The organism is Pseudomonas sp. zfem005 (assembly GCF_032621735.1).
Lineage (GTDB): Bacteria > Pseudomonadota > Gammaproteobacteria > Pseudomonadales > Pseudomonadaceae > Metapseudomonas > Metapseudomonas solani.
Window position 1 is genome coordinate 183669 of record NZ_JAVYJE010000006.1, and the last position, 14572, is coordinate 198240.

Consider the following 14572-nt stretch of genomic DNA (forward strand, 5'->3'; position numbering starts at 1 on the left):
AGACCGTCAAGGAGACACCATGAGCCTCAAGACCTGGACCGCTGTTGCTGTACTGTCCGCCGCTGTTCTGCCCGGTATCAGCCAAGCCCGCGATACCGTGCATTACCTCGACTTCAACACCGTGGTCACCGAGGCCGTGCAAGCGGGTCGCCTGGATGGCAGCGTGAAGTTCTACCTGGCCGGCAACACCCCGGCCGGCAAGGTGACGGTGATCAACCCCAACATCACCACCAACCAGAAGACCAACGCCTTCAACAAGAGCGACGAGGAAGCCTGCCGCTGGGTGCTGCAGTCCGCCCTGATCCGCCTGCAGGACGCGGCCAAGGCGGCCGGCGCCAACGCGGTGGTGGACATCGCCAGCAACTACAAGAGAAAGGAATACAAGGACGCCACCAAGTATGAGTGCCACGCTGGTGCCTTCGTGGCCGGCGTAGCCCTCAAGGGCGCCATCGCCAACGTCAAGTAAGGCGTTGCAGCTGTTGGAAGGCCGCGCAAGCGGCCTTTTTCATGGGCACGGGAAATGCCCTGAACGAATTAGCTGACCGGAAAGTCAACTCAATCGAGACCGACCCAGCCCTCGAGGAGACCCGGCATGCCCCAGCAGACATTCACCCTTCACTACCGCTTCCACAACGAACCGCGACACCACGTGCTGGAACTGGACCGGCGGCCCGCCCCCGGAGAAGCCGCCATGCGCCTGCTGGTGCTGCACTTCGCCGATGCCGAGAACAGCCTGGTGATGCCCCCGGCGGACGCCACCGAGGAAGAGGTGATCCAGCAGGCCGAGCTGCTGGGGATAAGCGATATCCGCCTTTCCTGAGCACTACGGAGATAGGCGCTCCTTGTCGATGAACGGCGCAGATGACATCAAATTGCCACCTTCGTATAGTGCCGCTGCCCACACGCAACGCGAAAAGCCATCAGGGCCCGGGCATACGCCAAGACGACAAGGAGCTGATCTTGCGCAACTTCCAAAGGAACCTGTTTCTCTCGTTCGCCCTCTCCACCACGCTGCTTTCCGGGTGCGCCAGCATCGTCAGTGACAGCGCCTATCCGGTATCGGTGAGCAGCACGCCGGTGGGGGCGAATTTCGAGATCAAGGACAGCACGGGGAACGTCATCCACAGCGGCACCACGCCGGGGACGGTGACGCTGAAGTCCGGCCGCGGCTACTTCAAGAAGGCCAACTACACCATCGCCTTCAAGAAGGAAGGCTTCGCCGACCAGGAGATCAAGCTGAATTCGAGCCTCAACGGCTGGTACTGGGGCAACCTGCTGTTCGGCGGCCTGATCGGCATGCTGATCGTCGACCCACTGACCGGCGCGATGTACAAGCTGCCGGAAAACACCGCGGCGAACCTGGGCAACCAGCTGGTCGGCCAGGCCGGCGGCAAGGACCTGACGCTGCTCACCATCGACCAGATCCCCGAGGACCGCAGGGCGGAACTGATCAAGGTGAACTGAGAAAGGAAAAAGGCCGCATCAGCGGCCTTTTTCATGGGCGGGTACCACTCAGCGGTGGTACTGCGCCGACAGCTCGTGGACGGCCTCGAAGAAAGCGCCGGCGTTGGCCGGGTCGACTTCCGGGGTGACGCCGTGGCCGAGGTTGAACACCTGGCCGCTGCCCTGGCCGTAGGCTGCGAGGATGCGCCCCACCTCGGCGCGGATGGCGGCGGGGTTGGCGTAGAGCACGGCCGGGTCCATGTTGCCCTGCAGGGCGACCTTGGAACCGACGCGGGCGCGGGCGCTGCCGATGTCGCAGGTCCAGTCCAGGCCCAGGGCCTCGGCGCCGCTGTCAGCCATGGATTCCAGCCACAGGCCGCCGCCCTTGGTGAACAGGATCACCGGGACGCGACGCCCGTCATGCTCGCGGATCAACCCATCGATGATCTGCTTCATGTAGGCCAGGGAGAACTCCTGGTAGGCCGCCGCCGAGAGGCTGCCGCCCCAGGAGTCGAAGATCTGCACCGCCTGGGCGCCAGCGAGGATCTGCCCGTTGAGGTAGGCGATGATCGATTTCGCCAGCTTGTCGAGCAGGGCGTGCATGGCCTGGGGATCGTTGTAGAGCATCGCCTTGGACTTGCGGAAGTCCTTGCTGGAGCCGCCTTCGACCATGTAGGTGGCCAGGGTCCAGGGGCTGCCGGTGAAGCCGATCAGCGGCACGCGGCCGTTCAGCTCGCGGCGGATGTTGCGCACGGCGTCCATCACGTAGCCCAGGTCCTGCTCGGGATCGGGGATCGGCAGGGCCTCGACGTCGGCCAGGCTGCTGACCACCTTCTTGAAGCGCGGGCCTTCACCGGTCTCGAAGTACAGGCCCTGGCCCATGGCATCGGGGATGGTGAGGATGTCGGAGAAGAGGATCGCCGCGTCCAGCTGCGGGTAGCGGTCCAGCGGCTGGATGGTGACCTCGCAGGCCAGCTCGGGGTTCTTCATCAGGCTGACGAAGTCACCGGCCTTGGCGCGGGTGGCCCGGTATTCCGGCAGGTAACGACCGGCCTGGCGCATCATCCAGACGGGGGTGACATCAACGGGCTGCTTGAGCAGGGCGCGGAGGAAACGGTCGTTCTTCAAGACGGTCATGGCAGTGTCCAACGAAAAAGTGCGGGCATTTTCGCAAAGCCCAACGCAAAAGGCACGGCGGGTGCCGTGCCTTTTGTCTATAGCGACAGAATGTCGCGGCGAGGAGCTACAAGCCACAAGCCCGAGTTGAAGCGGGCGCCAATTGCAGCTTGAAGCTTGCCGCTTATGACTGCTCCTCAGTTCGGATCGTAGGGTGGACCACACTTCACCGGTCCACCGCAGCGGAGCCCGGTTCGGCACCGCCGGTGGATGCAAAGAGCGGCATCCACCCTACGCACTTGCAGCTTGTGTCTTACCTCTTAAACACCGAGATAATCGAGGATGCCTTCCGCGGCGTTGCGGCCTTCGAAGATCGCCGTCACCACCAGGTCGGAACCGCGGACCATGTCGCCACCGGCGAAGATCTTCGGGTTGCTGGTCTGGTGCTTGAACTGGTTCTGCTCGGGTGCGACCACACGGCCCTGGCTGTCGATGCTGATGTCGAACTGCTCGAACCAGGAAGCCGGGCTCGGGCGGAAGCCGAAGGCGATCAACACGGCTTCCGCCGGGATGATTTCCTCGGAGCCCGGGATCGGCTCGGGGCTGCGACGGCCACGGGCGTCCGGCTCGCCGAGACGGGTCTCGACCACCTTGACGCCTTCCACCTTGTCTTCGCCGACGATGGCGATGGGCTGGCGGTTGAAGAGGAATTTCACACCCTCTTCCTTGGCGTTCTTCACCTCTTTGCGCGAGCCGGGCATGTTTTCTTCGTCGCGGCGGTAGGCGCAGGTCACCGACTTGGCGCCCTGGCGGATGGAGGTGCGGTTGCAGTCCATCGCGGTGTCGCCGCCGCCGAGGACCACGACGCGCTTGCCCTTCATGTCGATGAAGTCTTCCGGCGCCTTTTCGAAACCGAGGTTGCGATTGACGTTGGCGATGAGGAAGTCGAGCGCGTCGTGCACGCCCGGCAGGTCTTCGCCCGGGAAGCCGCCCTTCATGTAGGTGTAGGTGCCCATGCCCATGAACACGGCGTCGTACTCATCCAGCAGTTGCTGCATGGTGACGTCCTTGCCGATCTCGGTGTTCAGGCGGAACTCGACGCCCATGCCGGTGAAGACTTCACGGCGGCGGCTGAGGACGGTCTTCTCCAGCTTGAATTCGGGGATGCCGAAGGTCAGCAGGCCACCGATCTCGGGGTTCTTGTCGAACACCACCGGGGTCACGCCGTTGCGCACCAGGATGTCGGCACAGCCGAGGCCGGCCGGGCCCGCACCGATGACGGCGACGCGCTTGCCGGTGGGCTTGACCTTGGACATGTCCGGGCGCCAGCCCATGGCGAAGGCGGTGTCGGTGATGTACTTCTCCACCGAGCCGATGGTGACCGCGCCGAAACCGTCGTTGAGGGTGCAGGCACCTTCGCAGAGGCGGTCCTGCGGGCACACGCGGCCGCAGACTTCCGGCAGGGTGTTGGTCTGGTGGGACAGTTCGGCGGCGGCCAGGATATTGCCTTCCGAAACCAGCTTCAGCCAGTTCGGAATGAAGTTGTGCACCGGGCACTTCCACTCGCAATAGGGGTTGCCGCAACCGAGGCAACGGTGCGCCTGGTCAGCCGCTTGCTGCGGCTTGAACAGGTCATGGATCTCGACGAATTCGCGCTTGCGCTGACGCAGCAGCTTCTTCTTCGGATCCTTGCGCCCGACCTCGATGAACTGGAAGTCGTTGTTCAGACGTTCAGTCATTTGAAAAACCTCTTAACAGCAGCGGCAAGCTACAAGTTGCAAGCTGCAAGACTCATCACGGTTAGCCAGCGGGCCCGGCGTGCATCACGCTCGGGCTCGCGGCTTGGGCTGCTTGTTATTGCGGGTTGGCTCGGGTGCTGGAGAGCAGCGACGCCAGGTTCGCGGCCTTGGGCTTGACCAGCCAGAACTTGCGCAGGTAGTCGTCCAGGTTCTCCAGCAGGTGGGCGCCCCACTCGCTTTCGGTTTCCTTGACGTACTCGGCCAGCACGCTTTGCAGGTGGCTGCGGTAAGCCTCCATCGCCTCGTTGCTGATGCGCTGGATTTCCACCAGTTCGTGGTTGACCCGGTCGACGAAGCTGTTGTCCAGGTCGAGCACGTAGGCGAAGCCGCCGGTCATGCCCGAACCGAAGTTGTAGCCGGTCTTGCCGAGGACGCAGACGAAGCCGCCGGTCATGTATTCGCAGCAGTGGTCGCCGGTGCCTTCCACGACGGTGTGGGCGCCGGAGTTGCGCACGGCGAAACGCTCACCTGCGGTGCCCGCGGCGAACAGTTTGCCGCCGGTGGCGCCGTACAGGCAGGTGTTGCCGATGATGGCCGACTCCTGGGTCTTGAACGGGCTGCCCTTGGGCGGGGTGATAACCAGCTTGCCGCCGGTCATGCCCTTGCCGACGTAGTCGTTGGCGTCGCCTTCGAGGTACAGGTTCAGGCCACCGGCGTTCCACACGCCGAAGCTCTGGCCCGCCGTGCCCTTGAAGCGGAAGGTGATCGGCGCCTTGGCCATGCCCTGGTTGCCGTGCACACGGGCGATTTCGCCAGAGACACGGGCACCGATGGAACGGTCGCAGTTGCAGATATCCAGGGCGAACTCGGCACCGCTCTTGGCGTCGATGGCAGTCTTGGCCATCTCGACCATCTTCTCGGCCAGCAGGCCCTGGTCGAACGGCGGGTTCTTCTCGACTTCACAGAACTGCGGCTTGTCGGCCGGGACCTTGTCGCTGCCCAGCAGCGGGGACAGGTCCAGGTGACCTTGCTTCTCGGTCTCGCCAGGGAGCATTTCCAGCAGGTCGGTACGGCCGATCAGCGCGCCCAGGCTCGGCACACCGAGCTTGGCCAGCCACTCACGGGTGTCTTCGGCGACGTAGGTGAAGTAGTTGGTGACCATCTCGACGGTGCCGATGAAGTGGTCCTTGCGCAGCTTGTCGTTCTGGGTGGCGACGCCTGTGGCGCAGTTGTTCAGGTGGCAGATGCGCAGGTACTTGCAGCCCAGGGCGACCATCGGGCCGGTGCCGAAGCCGAAGCTCTCGGCGCCGAGGATGGCGGCCTTGATCACGTCGAGGCCGGTCTTCAGGCCACCGTCGGTCTGTACCCGGACCTTGCCGCGCAGGTCGTTGCCGCGCAGGGTCTGGTGGGTTTCGGCGAGGCCGAGCTCCCAGGGGCTGCCGGCGTACTTGATGGAGCTCAGCGGCGATGCGCCGGTGCCACCGTCGTAGCCGGAAATGGTGATCAGGTCGGCATAGGCCTTGGCCACGCCGGCGGCGATGGTGCCGACACCGGCTTCCGCCACCAGCTTCACCGAGACCAGCGCCTTGGGGTTGACCTGCTTGAGGTCGAAGATCAGCTGCGACAGGTCTTCGATGGAGTAGATGTCGTGGTGCGGCGGCGGCGAGATCAGGGTCACGCCGGGCACCGCATAGCGCAGCTTGGCGATCAAGCCGTTGACCTTGCCGCCAGGCAGCTGGCCACCTTCGCCGGGCTTGGCACCCTGGGCGACCTTGATCTGCAGCACTTCGGCGTTGACCAGGTACTCGGGGGTGACACCGAAGCGGCCGGTGGCGACCTGCTTGATCTTGGAGCTGCGCACGGTGCCGTAGCGCGCCGGGTCTTCGCCGCCCTCACCGGAGTTGGAGCGGCCACCGAGGCGGTTCATGGCCTCGGCCAGGGCCTCGTGGGCTTCCGGCGACAGGGCGCCGAGGGAGATGCCGGCCGCGTCGAAGCGCTTGAAGATGGCGTCCAGCGGCTCGACCTGATCCAGGGACAGCGGCTGCTCGGCGAGTTTCACCTTGAGCAGGTCGCGCAGCATCGACACCGGGCGGTTGTCCACCAGGGCGGCGTATTCCTTGTACTTCTCGTAGTTGCCCTGCTGCACGGCGGCCTGCAGGGTGTTCACCACGTCGGGGTTGTAGGCGTGGTATTCGCCGCCGTAGACGAACTTCAGCAGGCCGCCCTGCTGGATCGGCTTGCGGTTGTTCCAGGCCTCATTGGCGAGCAGCTTCTGCTCGGCCTCGATGTCGACGAAGCGCGCACCCTTGATGCGGCTGGCGACGCCACGGTAGCTGAGCTCGACCACTTCCTCGGACAGGCCGACGGCTTCGAACAGCTGCGCACCGCGGTAGGAGGCGATGGTGGAGATGCCCATCTTCGAGAGGATCTTCAGCAGGCCCTTGGAGATGCCCTTGCGGTAGTGCTTGAAGACTTCGTAGAGATCGCCCAGGACTTCGCCGGTGCGGATCAGGTCGGCCAGCACTTCGTAGGCCAGGTAGGGGTAGACGGCGGAAGCGCCGAAGCCCACCAGGACGGCGAAGTGGTGCGGGTCACGCGCGGTGGCGGTCTCGACCAGGATGTTGCAGTCGCAACGCAGGCCTTTCTCGGTCAGGCGGTGGTGCACCGCGCCAACGGCCAGGGAGGCATGGGCCGGGAGCTTGCCGGGGGCAATGTGGCGGTCGGTGAGGACCAGCAGCACCTTGCCGGAGCGCACGGCTTCTTCGGCCTGGTCGGCGATGTTGCGCACGGCGGCTTCGAGGCCGACGGACTCGTCGTAGTTGAGGTCGATGACCTGGCGCTCGAAGCCTTCGCGGTCGAGGCTCATCAGCGCACGCCACTTGGCGGGGGAGATCACCGGGCTGCTGAGGATCACGCGGGTGGCGTGCTCGCGGGACTCGGAGAAGATGTTGCGCTCGGCGCCCAGGCAGATTTCCAGGGACATCACGATGGCTTCGCGCAGCGGGTCGATCGGCGGGTTGGTGACCTGCGCGAACTGCTGGCGGAAGTAGTCGTAGGTGGAGCGCACACGACGCGAGAGCACGGCCATGGGAGTGTCGTCGCCCATGGAGCCGACGGCTTCCTGACCCTGCTCACCCAGCGGGCGCAGGACCTGATCACGCTCCTCGAAGGTGACCTGGTACATCTTCATGTACTGCTTCAGCTGGTCACTGTCGTAGCTGGCCACGCCATGGTCGTCGTCGAGCTTGGCCTGGATGCGCACGGCGCTCTGGCGCAGCCACTGCTTGTAGGGGTGGCGCGACTTGAGGCGGTTGTCGATGTCGTCGGTGGTCAGGACCTGGCCGGTCTCGGTGTCCACGGCGAGGATCTGGCCCGGGCCGACACGGCCCTTGGCGATCACGTCCTCGGGCTTGTAGTCCCAGACGCCGATCTCGGACGCCAGGGTGATGTAGCCGTTGCTGGTGGTGACCCAGCGGGCCGGGCGCAGGCCGTTGCGGTCGAGCAGGCAGACGGCGTGGCGGCCGTCGGTCAGCACGACGCCGGCGGGGCCGTCCCAGGGCTCCATGTGCATGGAGTTGTATTCGTAGAAGGCACGCAGGTCGGCATCCATGGTCTCGACGTTCTGCCAGGCCGGCGGAATGATCATGCGCAGGCCGCGGAACAGGTCGATGCCGCCGGTGACCATCAGCTCGAGCATGTTGTCCATGCTGGAGGAGTCGGAACCGACGCGGTTGACCAGCGGGCCGAGCTCGTCGATATCGGGCAGCTGGTCGTTGGCGAACTTGGTGCGACGGGCCAGGGCCCAGTTGCGGTTGCCGGTGATGGTGTTGATCTCGCCGTTGTGGGCGAGGAAGCGGAAGGGCTGCGCCAGCGGCCACTTCGGCAGGGTGTTGGTGGAGAAGCGCTGGTGGAATACGCAGATGGCGGTCTGCAGGCGTTCGTCACCCAGGTCCGGGTAGAACTGCTGCAGGTCGGCCGGCATCATCAGGCCTTTGTAGATGATGGTCTTGTGCGAAAAGCTGCAGATGTAGTGCTCGCTGTCGTCGGCGTTGGCCACCGAGGAACGACGGCGGGCGCTGAACAGCTTGATGGCCATTTCCTGGTCGGAGAGGCCTTCACCGCCGATGAACACCTGTTCGATCTGCGGCAGGCGCTCCAGCGCCAGGCGACCGAGGACGCTGGTGTCGGTAGGCACCTTGCGCCAGCCGATCAGCGTGAGGCCGGCGGCTTCGATCTCGCGGTTCATGTTGGCACGGGCGGCTTCAGCGCGGGCCTGGTCCTGGTTCAGGAAGACCATGCCAACGGCGTATTGAGCCGGCAGTTCGACCGCGAACTCGGCCTTGGCCGTGGCACGCAGGAACAGATCGGGTTTCTGGATCAGCAGGCCGCAACCGTCACCGGTCTTGCCGTCGGCGTTGATACCGCCGCGGTGGGTCATGCAGGTCAGTGCTTCGATAGCGGTTTGCAAAAGATGGTGGCTTGCCTCGCCTTGCATATGGGCGATCAAGCCGAAACCGCAGTTATCCTTGAACTCATCAGGATGGTACAGACCTGCTTTCATAGGGAACTCTCACCAGGAACTGCCTTGTTAAAAAGGCAAAATTGCTTTGTAGTTCAACCACTTACCACACGCGCAGGACTAGGCGCCAGCTTTGCGCAGGCAAAAGGGAGGTCATTGTACATATCCACCTGGCTCGTCACAAATCTTCACGACGATCCAATGAAAGTTTATGTCGCCAAACCGAAGGATTAGACCGGAAGGTCGTGCTATCGACCCTCCGGTCACGGAGGCGGGAGGGAGGGGGTGCCCGCTGTTAGCGGGCGATTTCCTGCTGGATGCTGGCGAAGCTCTTGGGCCAGGGCTTGCCGGCCTGGACCTTGGCGGGAAGACCCTTGATCGCAGCCTGGGCGGCGTTGCGACTGGCGAAGTTGCCGTAGGTGACGACGTACAGCGGCTTGCCCTGGTGGACCTTCTTGAAGTAGCGGTACTCGCCGCCGTTCTGCTGGACGAACGCCTTGGCGCTGCCTTCGGAGCTGGTGCCGAGAATCTGCACGGCATAGTGGCCGCCAGCCTGGGAGCGGTACCAACCATCACCTGCACCGGCGGATGCGGTGCCGGCGCTGGCCACGGTCGGGGCGGCAGCGGGCTTGGCTGCGGCAGGCTTCTCGGCCGGCTTGGCTGGCGGGGTGGCCGCAACGGCGGGCTTGGCAGGCGCTGCCGGAACCGCAGCAGGCGCGGAGGAAGCCGAGGTCGGCGCCGTGGCGATCGGCTGGATAGGTTTGGCCGCCGCTGGCTGCTGGGTGATCACCGGAGCCGGCGGCACGGCCGGAGCGGCACCCGCAACGGCGCCAACGGGCGGCGCGACCGTGGTGACGGTCGGCGGGATGGACGCCTGAGAACCGGGCTGGGCACCGCCGTCATCGAGATCATCCTGGCCAGCGGCCTGGGCCAGCGGTTCACGGATCACCGGCTGGGCCTCGCCCACCAGGGGCAACGGCAGCGGTTGCGAGGAGCCGGCGAACTCGACGGCAGGTGCACCGCCCGGCGCCGGGGCCTGGCCAGCGGGCGCTTCAGCAGCGGGTGCCGGCTGCTGCCCCATGGGCAGTTGCGCAGTGGTGGGCTGGGTGGACGCCGGGCTATCCGAGCGATTCTGCATCGCCAAGGCCGCAACCACGCCAATCGCGACGACCCCCAGTGCCAGCAGGTGCTTCTTCGGTAGATTCAAGCTGAACCCTCCTTTGCGCGAGGCCCCCCGCTCGGCGAGCATGGCCTCGACCAACAGTTCACGAGCGGACTGATTGATGCCGCCGGGCCAACCACCGGATTGCAGATGAACGTCCTCGATCTGCTCTTCGGTCAACAGCTCAATCCCCTGTCCGGCGCCCTCGAGCCGCTGCGCCAGATATTCGCGGGTTTCGTCCTCGCTGTAGGGCAGAAGTTCAATGGCGTGGAAACGTTCTTCACCATCGGCCAGCAGTTCCAGGCGCGGCAGCAGGCTGGAATCAGCGAAGAGAAACACGTGCGGACGCGCTTCACTGTTACCCGCAGCCAGTGCCAGCAGATTGTCGAGGCCCGCATCGTCGAGCTCCTCGGCATCATCCACCAGCAGGTAGACCTCCTGACCGGTCAGCGCCAGCTGCCCGACCTGGGCCAGGATGGAACGCGAGTCGGTCTGCGCCACACCCAACCCCTGGGCGACCAAACGCATCAGGCCACCGGCCTCGGCTGCGCCACGGGCGGATATCACCACGCTTTGCACCGCCTGCTTGTTGGTGCTGGCGACCAGCGCCTGGCGCAGCAGGGTCTTGCCGCTGCCTTGGGGACCGGTTACCACCAGCAGCAGCTGGCTGTAGCGGGCCAGGTGATGCAGCTGCCCCAGCACCGGCTTGCGCTGGGCGGGATAGAACTTGAAGCCGGGTACCCGCGCGGCGAAGGGGTCGTGGGTGAACTGGTAGTGGGCCAGGAAGGCCTCATCGGCGTGCAGGCTGGTCATGGGACTCTTTTTACTCTCCAAGCTGGTCAGCCAGGGCGCGGTAGTCCGCGCTCAGGGTGTCGTCCAGAATATTTCGCGGGTAATCCGCCGTCACATCGGCCTCGCCGATCGCGCGCAACAGCACCAGGCGCAGCTGACCGTCGAGGACCTTCTTATCAACTGCCATGTGTTCGAGGAACTGCGCAGGCGTCATCTCCTCCGGCGGCACGATGGGCAAGCCGGCATCGCGCAGCAGGCGGATCGAACGATCACGCTCCTCTTCGCTAATCCAGCCCAGGCGCCGGGACATCTCCAGGGCCATCACCGTACCGGCCGAAACCGCCTCGCCGTGCAGCCAGACGCCATAGCCCATGTGGGTCTCGATGGCGTGGCCGAAGGTGTGGCCGAGGTTGAGGGTGGCACGCACGCCGGACTCGCGCTCATCGGCACCGACTACACGCGCCTTGGCGGCACAGGAGCGCTCGATGGCTTCGGTCAGGGGCTCCTGCTCCAGGTTGCGCAAGGCTGGCATGTGCTCCTCCAGCCAAGGCAGGAAGGGCTCATCGCAGATCAGGCCGTATTTGATCACTTCGGCGAGGCCGGCGGAGAGCTCGCGCGGCGCAAGCGTGCGCAGCGTCGCAGTATCGATGATCACCGCCTGGGGCTGGTAGAAGGCACCGACCATGTTCTTGCCCAGCGGGTGGTTGATACCGGTCTTGCCACCCACGGAGGAATCCACCTGGGACAACAGCGTCGTGGGCACCTGGATGAAGTCGACGCCGCGCTGGTAGCAGGCCGCCGCAAAACCAGCCATGTCGCCGATCACCCCACCGCCCAGGGCAATGATGGTGGTACGACGGTCATGACGCGCCGTGAGCAGGCCGTCGAAGATCAGCTGCAGGGTTTCCCAGTTCTTGAAGGCTTCGCCATCGGGCAGCACGATCGGCTGCACCTTGTAGGCGGAAAGCGTGCGGGTCAGCTGTTCGAGGTAGAGCGGGGCGACGGTCTCGTTGGTGACGATTGCCACCTGCTTGCCGGCGATGTGGGGCGCGAAAAGCTCGACCTGCGACAGCAGGCCAGCACCGATATGGATGGGATAACTACGCTCGCCAAGATCGACCTGAAGTGTCCGCATGGGGCCCCCGCTATGAAAAGGGCACTAGGATAGCGCAGTTCCGCCCCTGCTTTAACGGGGTGGCAGTGCCTGCAATCGTTCGAGTATCTCCTGCACCACCATGCGCGGCGGCCGCTCGTCGGTCTCGATGATGATGTCAGCGATTTCGCGGTAGAGGGGATCACGGATAGCCATGAGGTCGCGCAGCACCCGGCCTGGATCGGCAGTGCGCAGCAAAGGCCGGTTGCGGTCGCGGGAAGTGCGGTCGATTTGCTGCTCCACCGAGGTGTGCAGGTAGACCACGCGACCGCCGCCCCTGAGCGCTTCCCGGTTGGCCGGGCGCAAGACAGCACCGCCACCGGTCGCGACCACCACGCCATCAGCGAGGCAGAGCTCTTCCAGCATCGACTGCTCGCGATCGCGAAAGCCCTGCTCGCCCTCGACATCGAATATCCAGGGGATATCCGCGCCCGTCCGCTGCTCGATTTCCTTATCGGAATCCTTGAAGGGCAGGCGCAGTTCTTTGGCAAGCAAACGCCCGATGGTGCTCTTTCCAGCTCCCATCGGGCCAACGAGGATCAAATTACGCACTGATGTCAGCGACTCACCGCAATAGCCTGGTTGTTCATGATACGCGGGGTGAGGAAGACCAGCAGCTCGGATTTCTTGTCCTGGACCACATCACGCTTGAACATGCGACCTAGGAACGGCAGGTCACCGAGGAAGGGAACCTTGTCGGTCGCCTTGGTCTGGGTGTTGGAGAACACACCACCGATCACGATGGTTTCGCCATCGCTGACCAGAACTTTGGCGTTGACCTCGTTCTTGTTGATCGGCGGTACGCCATTCAACGCGTTGGAGAAGTCCGGGGCGTCCTTGGTCACCTTGACTTCCATGATGATGCGGTTGTCAGGCGTGATCTGCGGGGTCACTTCCAGGGACAGGGCCGCTTCCTTGAAGGAGGTGGTGCTGGCACCGCTGGAGCTGGCTTCCTGATACGGAATCTCAGCGCCCTTCAGGATCTTGGCGGTTTCCTTGTCCGAGGTAACGACCTTGGGCTGGGACACGATCTCGCCGTTACCGGTCTTCTCCATGGCGGAGAGTTCGAGGTCGAGGATGGTGTTGTCGGTTACGAAGCCGATGCCGAGGGAAGAAGTGGCACCCGTGGCCCCCATATCAACGAAGGTACCAAGCGCGGCGTTCGGAGAAGTGCCGCCTCCGCCTGTACGGATACCACCGTTACCACCAATCACGAAGTTGTTGTCGCCTACCCGAGCCCCGCGCCAGTTCACGCCCAGCGACTTGTCGTAGTCCACGTTGGCTTCGACGATACGGGCCTCGATCATGACCTGACGGACCGGGATATCGAGCTGCGCAACGATACGGCGCAGTTCGTCCAGTTTGTCTTGGGTCTGGTAGGCAATGATGCTGTTGGTGCGGTCATCCACAGTGATCGAGCCGCGCTCATCCGAGGATTCGTTGCCACTGGTCACGGACTGGAACAGCTTGGCGATGTCCGCCGCCTTGGCGTAGTTCACCTGGATTAGCTCGCGACGCAGCGGTGCCAGTTCGGCAATCTGCTTCTGAGACTCGAGCTCCTGGCGTTCACGCGCAGCGATCTCGTCTGCCGGAGCGACCAGCAACACGTTACCCACCTTGCGTTTGTCGAGACCCTTGGTCTTCAGGACGAGGTCCAGCGCTTGATCCCAGGGCACATTCTGCAGGCGCAGCGTGATATTGCCTTGAACGGTATCCGAGGCCACCAGGTTGAGGTCGGTGAAGTCGGCGATCAACTGCAGCACCGAACGTACATCGATATCCTGGAAGTTCAGCGAGAGCTTTTCGCCGGAGTAGGCAAAGCGCTCGTTCTTGCGCTTCTCGACATCGTCCTGCGTCAACGGCTTGATGCTGACGGTGAGCTTGTTGTCGGTCTGATACGCCAGGTAGTCGTAATAGCCAGTGGGCTCGATGGTGATACTGGCGTTCCCCGAGGAGCCAGAAGCACTGACGAATTGAACAGGGGTCGCGAAGTCTTTCACATCAAGACGGACACGCAGAGACTCGGGAAGCTGGGTCTTGGAGAAGTCGAGGCGGATCTTGCCACCCTGCTCCTGAATATCCGGGCTCACAGTCGGGTCGGACAGAGTGATGACAACATTGCCCTCGCCCTGATCGCCGCGCTGGAAGTCGATATTGTTGATTGCCTTGCCGACCGCCGCAAAAGCCTTGACGGGCGCAGCTGCGGCGGGCGCCGCCACAGGAGCGGAACTGGCAACTTGCTGACCGGCAACAGCTGCTTCACCAACTATGACGAAGAGATTGTTACCCTCAACACGCGTGCTGTAAGGCACGAGTGTCGCTAGATTGACGATCAACCGGGTACGGTCTTTAGCTTCGACGATAGTGACGCTGCGCGCGTTACCGACGCCGAGCTCACGGTTCTTGCTGCCCAGCTTGTTGGCCACCCCGGGAAGATCCAGAGCGATGCGCGCCGGTTGCTCGATGGTATAGCCACGCGGCGCCACAATAGGCTCATCAAAAGCGAGTTTCAGTTCGACCTTGCCACCAGGCAACGCCGCTACATCGAGGCCCTGCAGGTCAGCGGCCAGCAGTACTGGCGACAACATGACGGCCAATAGAGAAATACCGAGGCGCGAAAGCGAGCTGTTCATTATCTGGTTCCGTTG

Annotated in this window: 10 protein-coding genes; 3 read left to right on the forward strand and 7 right to left on the reverse strand. The window is 63.9% G+C overall.

Features of this window, described 5'->3' with window-relative positions; all coding sequences use genetic code 11:
• Window positions 1-19: 19 nt before the first annotated feature.
• The 3 genes from RTW82_RS15275 (at window position 20) to RTW82_RS15285 (ending at window position 1464) form a co-directional block, all read left to right on the forward strand.
• Window positions 20-466 carry an excinuclease gene (locus RTW82_RS15275; RefSeq protein ID WP_316925607.1) on the forward strand — a complete coding sequence of 149 codons (447 nt, stop codon included), beginning with the start codon at window positions 20-22 and terminating at the stop codon, window positions 464-466.
• A gap of 126 nt (window positions 467-592) precedes the next feature.
• Window positions 593-820: a hypothetical protein gene (locus RTW82_RS15280; protein WP_316925608.1), complete on the forward strand. Its 228-nt coding sequence runs from the start codon at window positions 593-595 to the stop codon at window positions 818-820.
• Window positions 821-960: 140 nt separating this feature from the next.
• Window positions 961-1464, forward strand: coding sequence for a hypothetical protein (locus RTW82_RS15285; RefSeq protein WP_316925609.1), 504 nt, complete (start codon window positions 961-963; stop codon window positions 1462-1464).
• 48 nt (window positions 1465-1512) lie between these two features.
• Here the strand turns inward: RTW82_RS15285 and hemE are convergent, their stop codons facing one another.
• The 7 genes from hemE to pilQ all read right to left on the reverse strand — a co-directional run bounded on the left by hemE (window position 1513) and on the right by pilQ (window position 14557).
• Entirely contained in the window at window positions 1513-2580 is a 1068-nt protein-coding gene (hemE, locus tag RTW82_RS15290; RefSeq protein ID WP_021221335.1) for a uroporphyrinogen decarboxylase, read from the reverse strand.
• Window positions 2581-2879: 299 nt separating this feature from the next.
• The gene (locus RTW82_RS15295) at window positions 2880-4298 is read right to left on the reverse strand and encodes an FAD-dependent oxidoreductase (protein ID WP_263400891.1); all 1419 of its coding nucleotides are present in this window, start codon (window positions 4296-4298) and stop codon (window positions 2880-2882) included.
• 115 nt (window positions 4299-4413) lie between these two features.
• Window positions 4414-8859: a glutamate synthase large subunit gene (gltB, locus tag RTW82_RS15300; RefSeq protein ID WP_316925610.1), complete on the reverse strand. Its 4446-nt coding sequence runs from the start codon at window positions 8857-8859 to the stop codon at window positions 4414-4416.
• 253 nt (window positions 8860-9112) lie between these two features.
• Window positions 9113-10792, reverse strand: coding sequence for an AAA family ATPase (locus tag RTW82_RS15305; protein WP_316925611.1), 1680 nt, complete (start codon window positions 10790-10792; stop codon window positions 9113-9115).
• 10 nt (window positions 10793-10802) lie between these two features.
• Window positions 10803-11906: a 3-dehydroquinate synthase gene (gene aroB, locus RTW82_RS15310; protein ID WP_021221339.1), complete on the reverse strand. Its 1104-nt coding sequence runs from the start codon at window positions 11904-11906 to the stop codon at window positions 10803-10805.
• 51 nt (window positions 11907-11957) lie between these two features.
• Complete coding sequence (gene aroK, locus RTW82_RS15315; RefSeq protein WP_081672329.1) at window positions 11958-12476, reverse strand: shikimate kinase AroK; 519 nt, start codon at window positions 12474-12476, stop codon at window positions 11958-11960.
• Between the two features lie 5 nt (window positions 12477-12481).
• Window positions 12482-14557 (reverse strand): type IV pilus secretin PilQ, encoded by a 2076-nt coding sequence (gene pilQ / locus RTW82_RS15320; RefSeq protein WP_316925612.1) that lies wholly within the window; start codon window positions 14555-14557, stop codon window positions 12482-12484.
• Between the last annotated feature and the right edge of the window lie 15 nt (window positions 14558-14572).

Bases quoted from the DNA above. Each gene is read 5' to 3' on its own strand.
- RTW82_RS15275 (WP_316925607.1), top strand. From the start codon at position 20: ATGAGCCTCAAGACCTGGACCGCTGTTGCTGTACTGTCCGCCGCTGTT.
- RTW82_RS15280 (WP_316925608.1), top strand. From the start codon at position 593: ATGCCCCAGCAGACATTCACCCTTCACTACCGCTTCCACAACGAACCG.
- hemE (WP_021221335.1), bottom strand. From the start codon at position 2,580: ATGACCGTCTTGAAGAACGACCGTTTCCTCCGCGCCCTGCTCAAGCAG.
- RTW82_RS15295 (WP_263400891.1), bottom strand. From the start codon at position 4,298: ATGACTGAACGTCTGAACAACGACTTCCAGTTCATCGAGGTCGGGCGC.
- gltB (WP_316925610.1), bottom strand. From the start codon at position 8,859: ATGAAAGCAGGTCTGTACCATCCTGATGAGTTCAAGGATAACTGCGGT.
- RTW82_RS15305 (WP_316925611.1), bottom strand. From the start codon at position 10,792: ATGACCAGCCTGCACGCCGATGAGGCCTTCCTGGCCCACTACCAGTTC.
- aroB (WP_021221339.1), bottom strand. From the start codon at position 11,906: ATGCGGACACTTCAGGTCGATCTTGGCGAGCGTAGTTATCCCATCCAT.
- pilQ (WP_316925612.1), bottom strand. From the start codon at position 14,557: ATGAACAGCTCGCTTTCGCGCCTCGGTATTTCTCTATTGGCCGTCATG.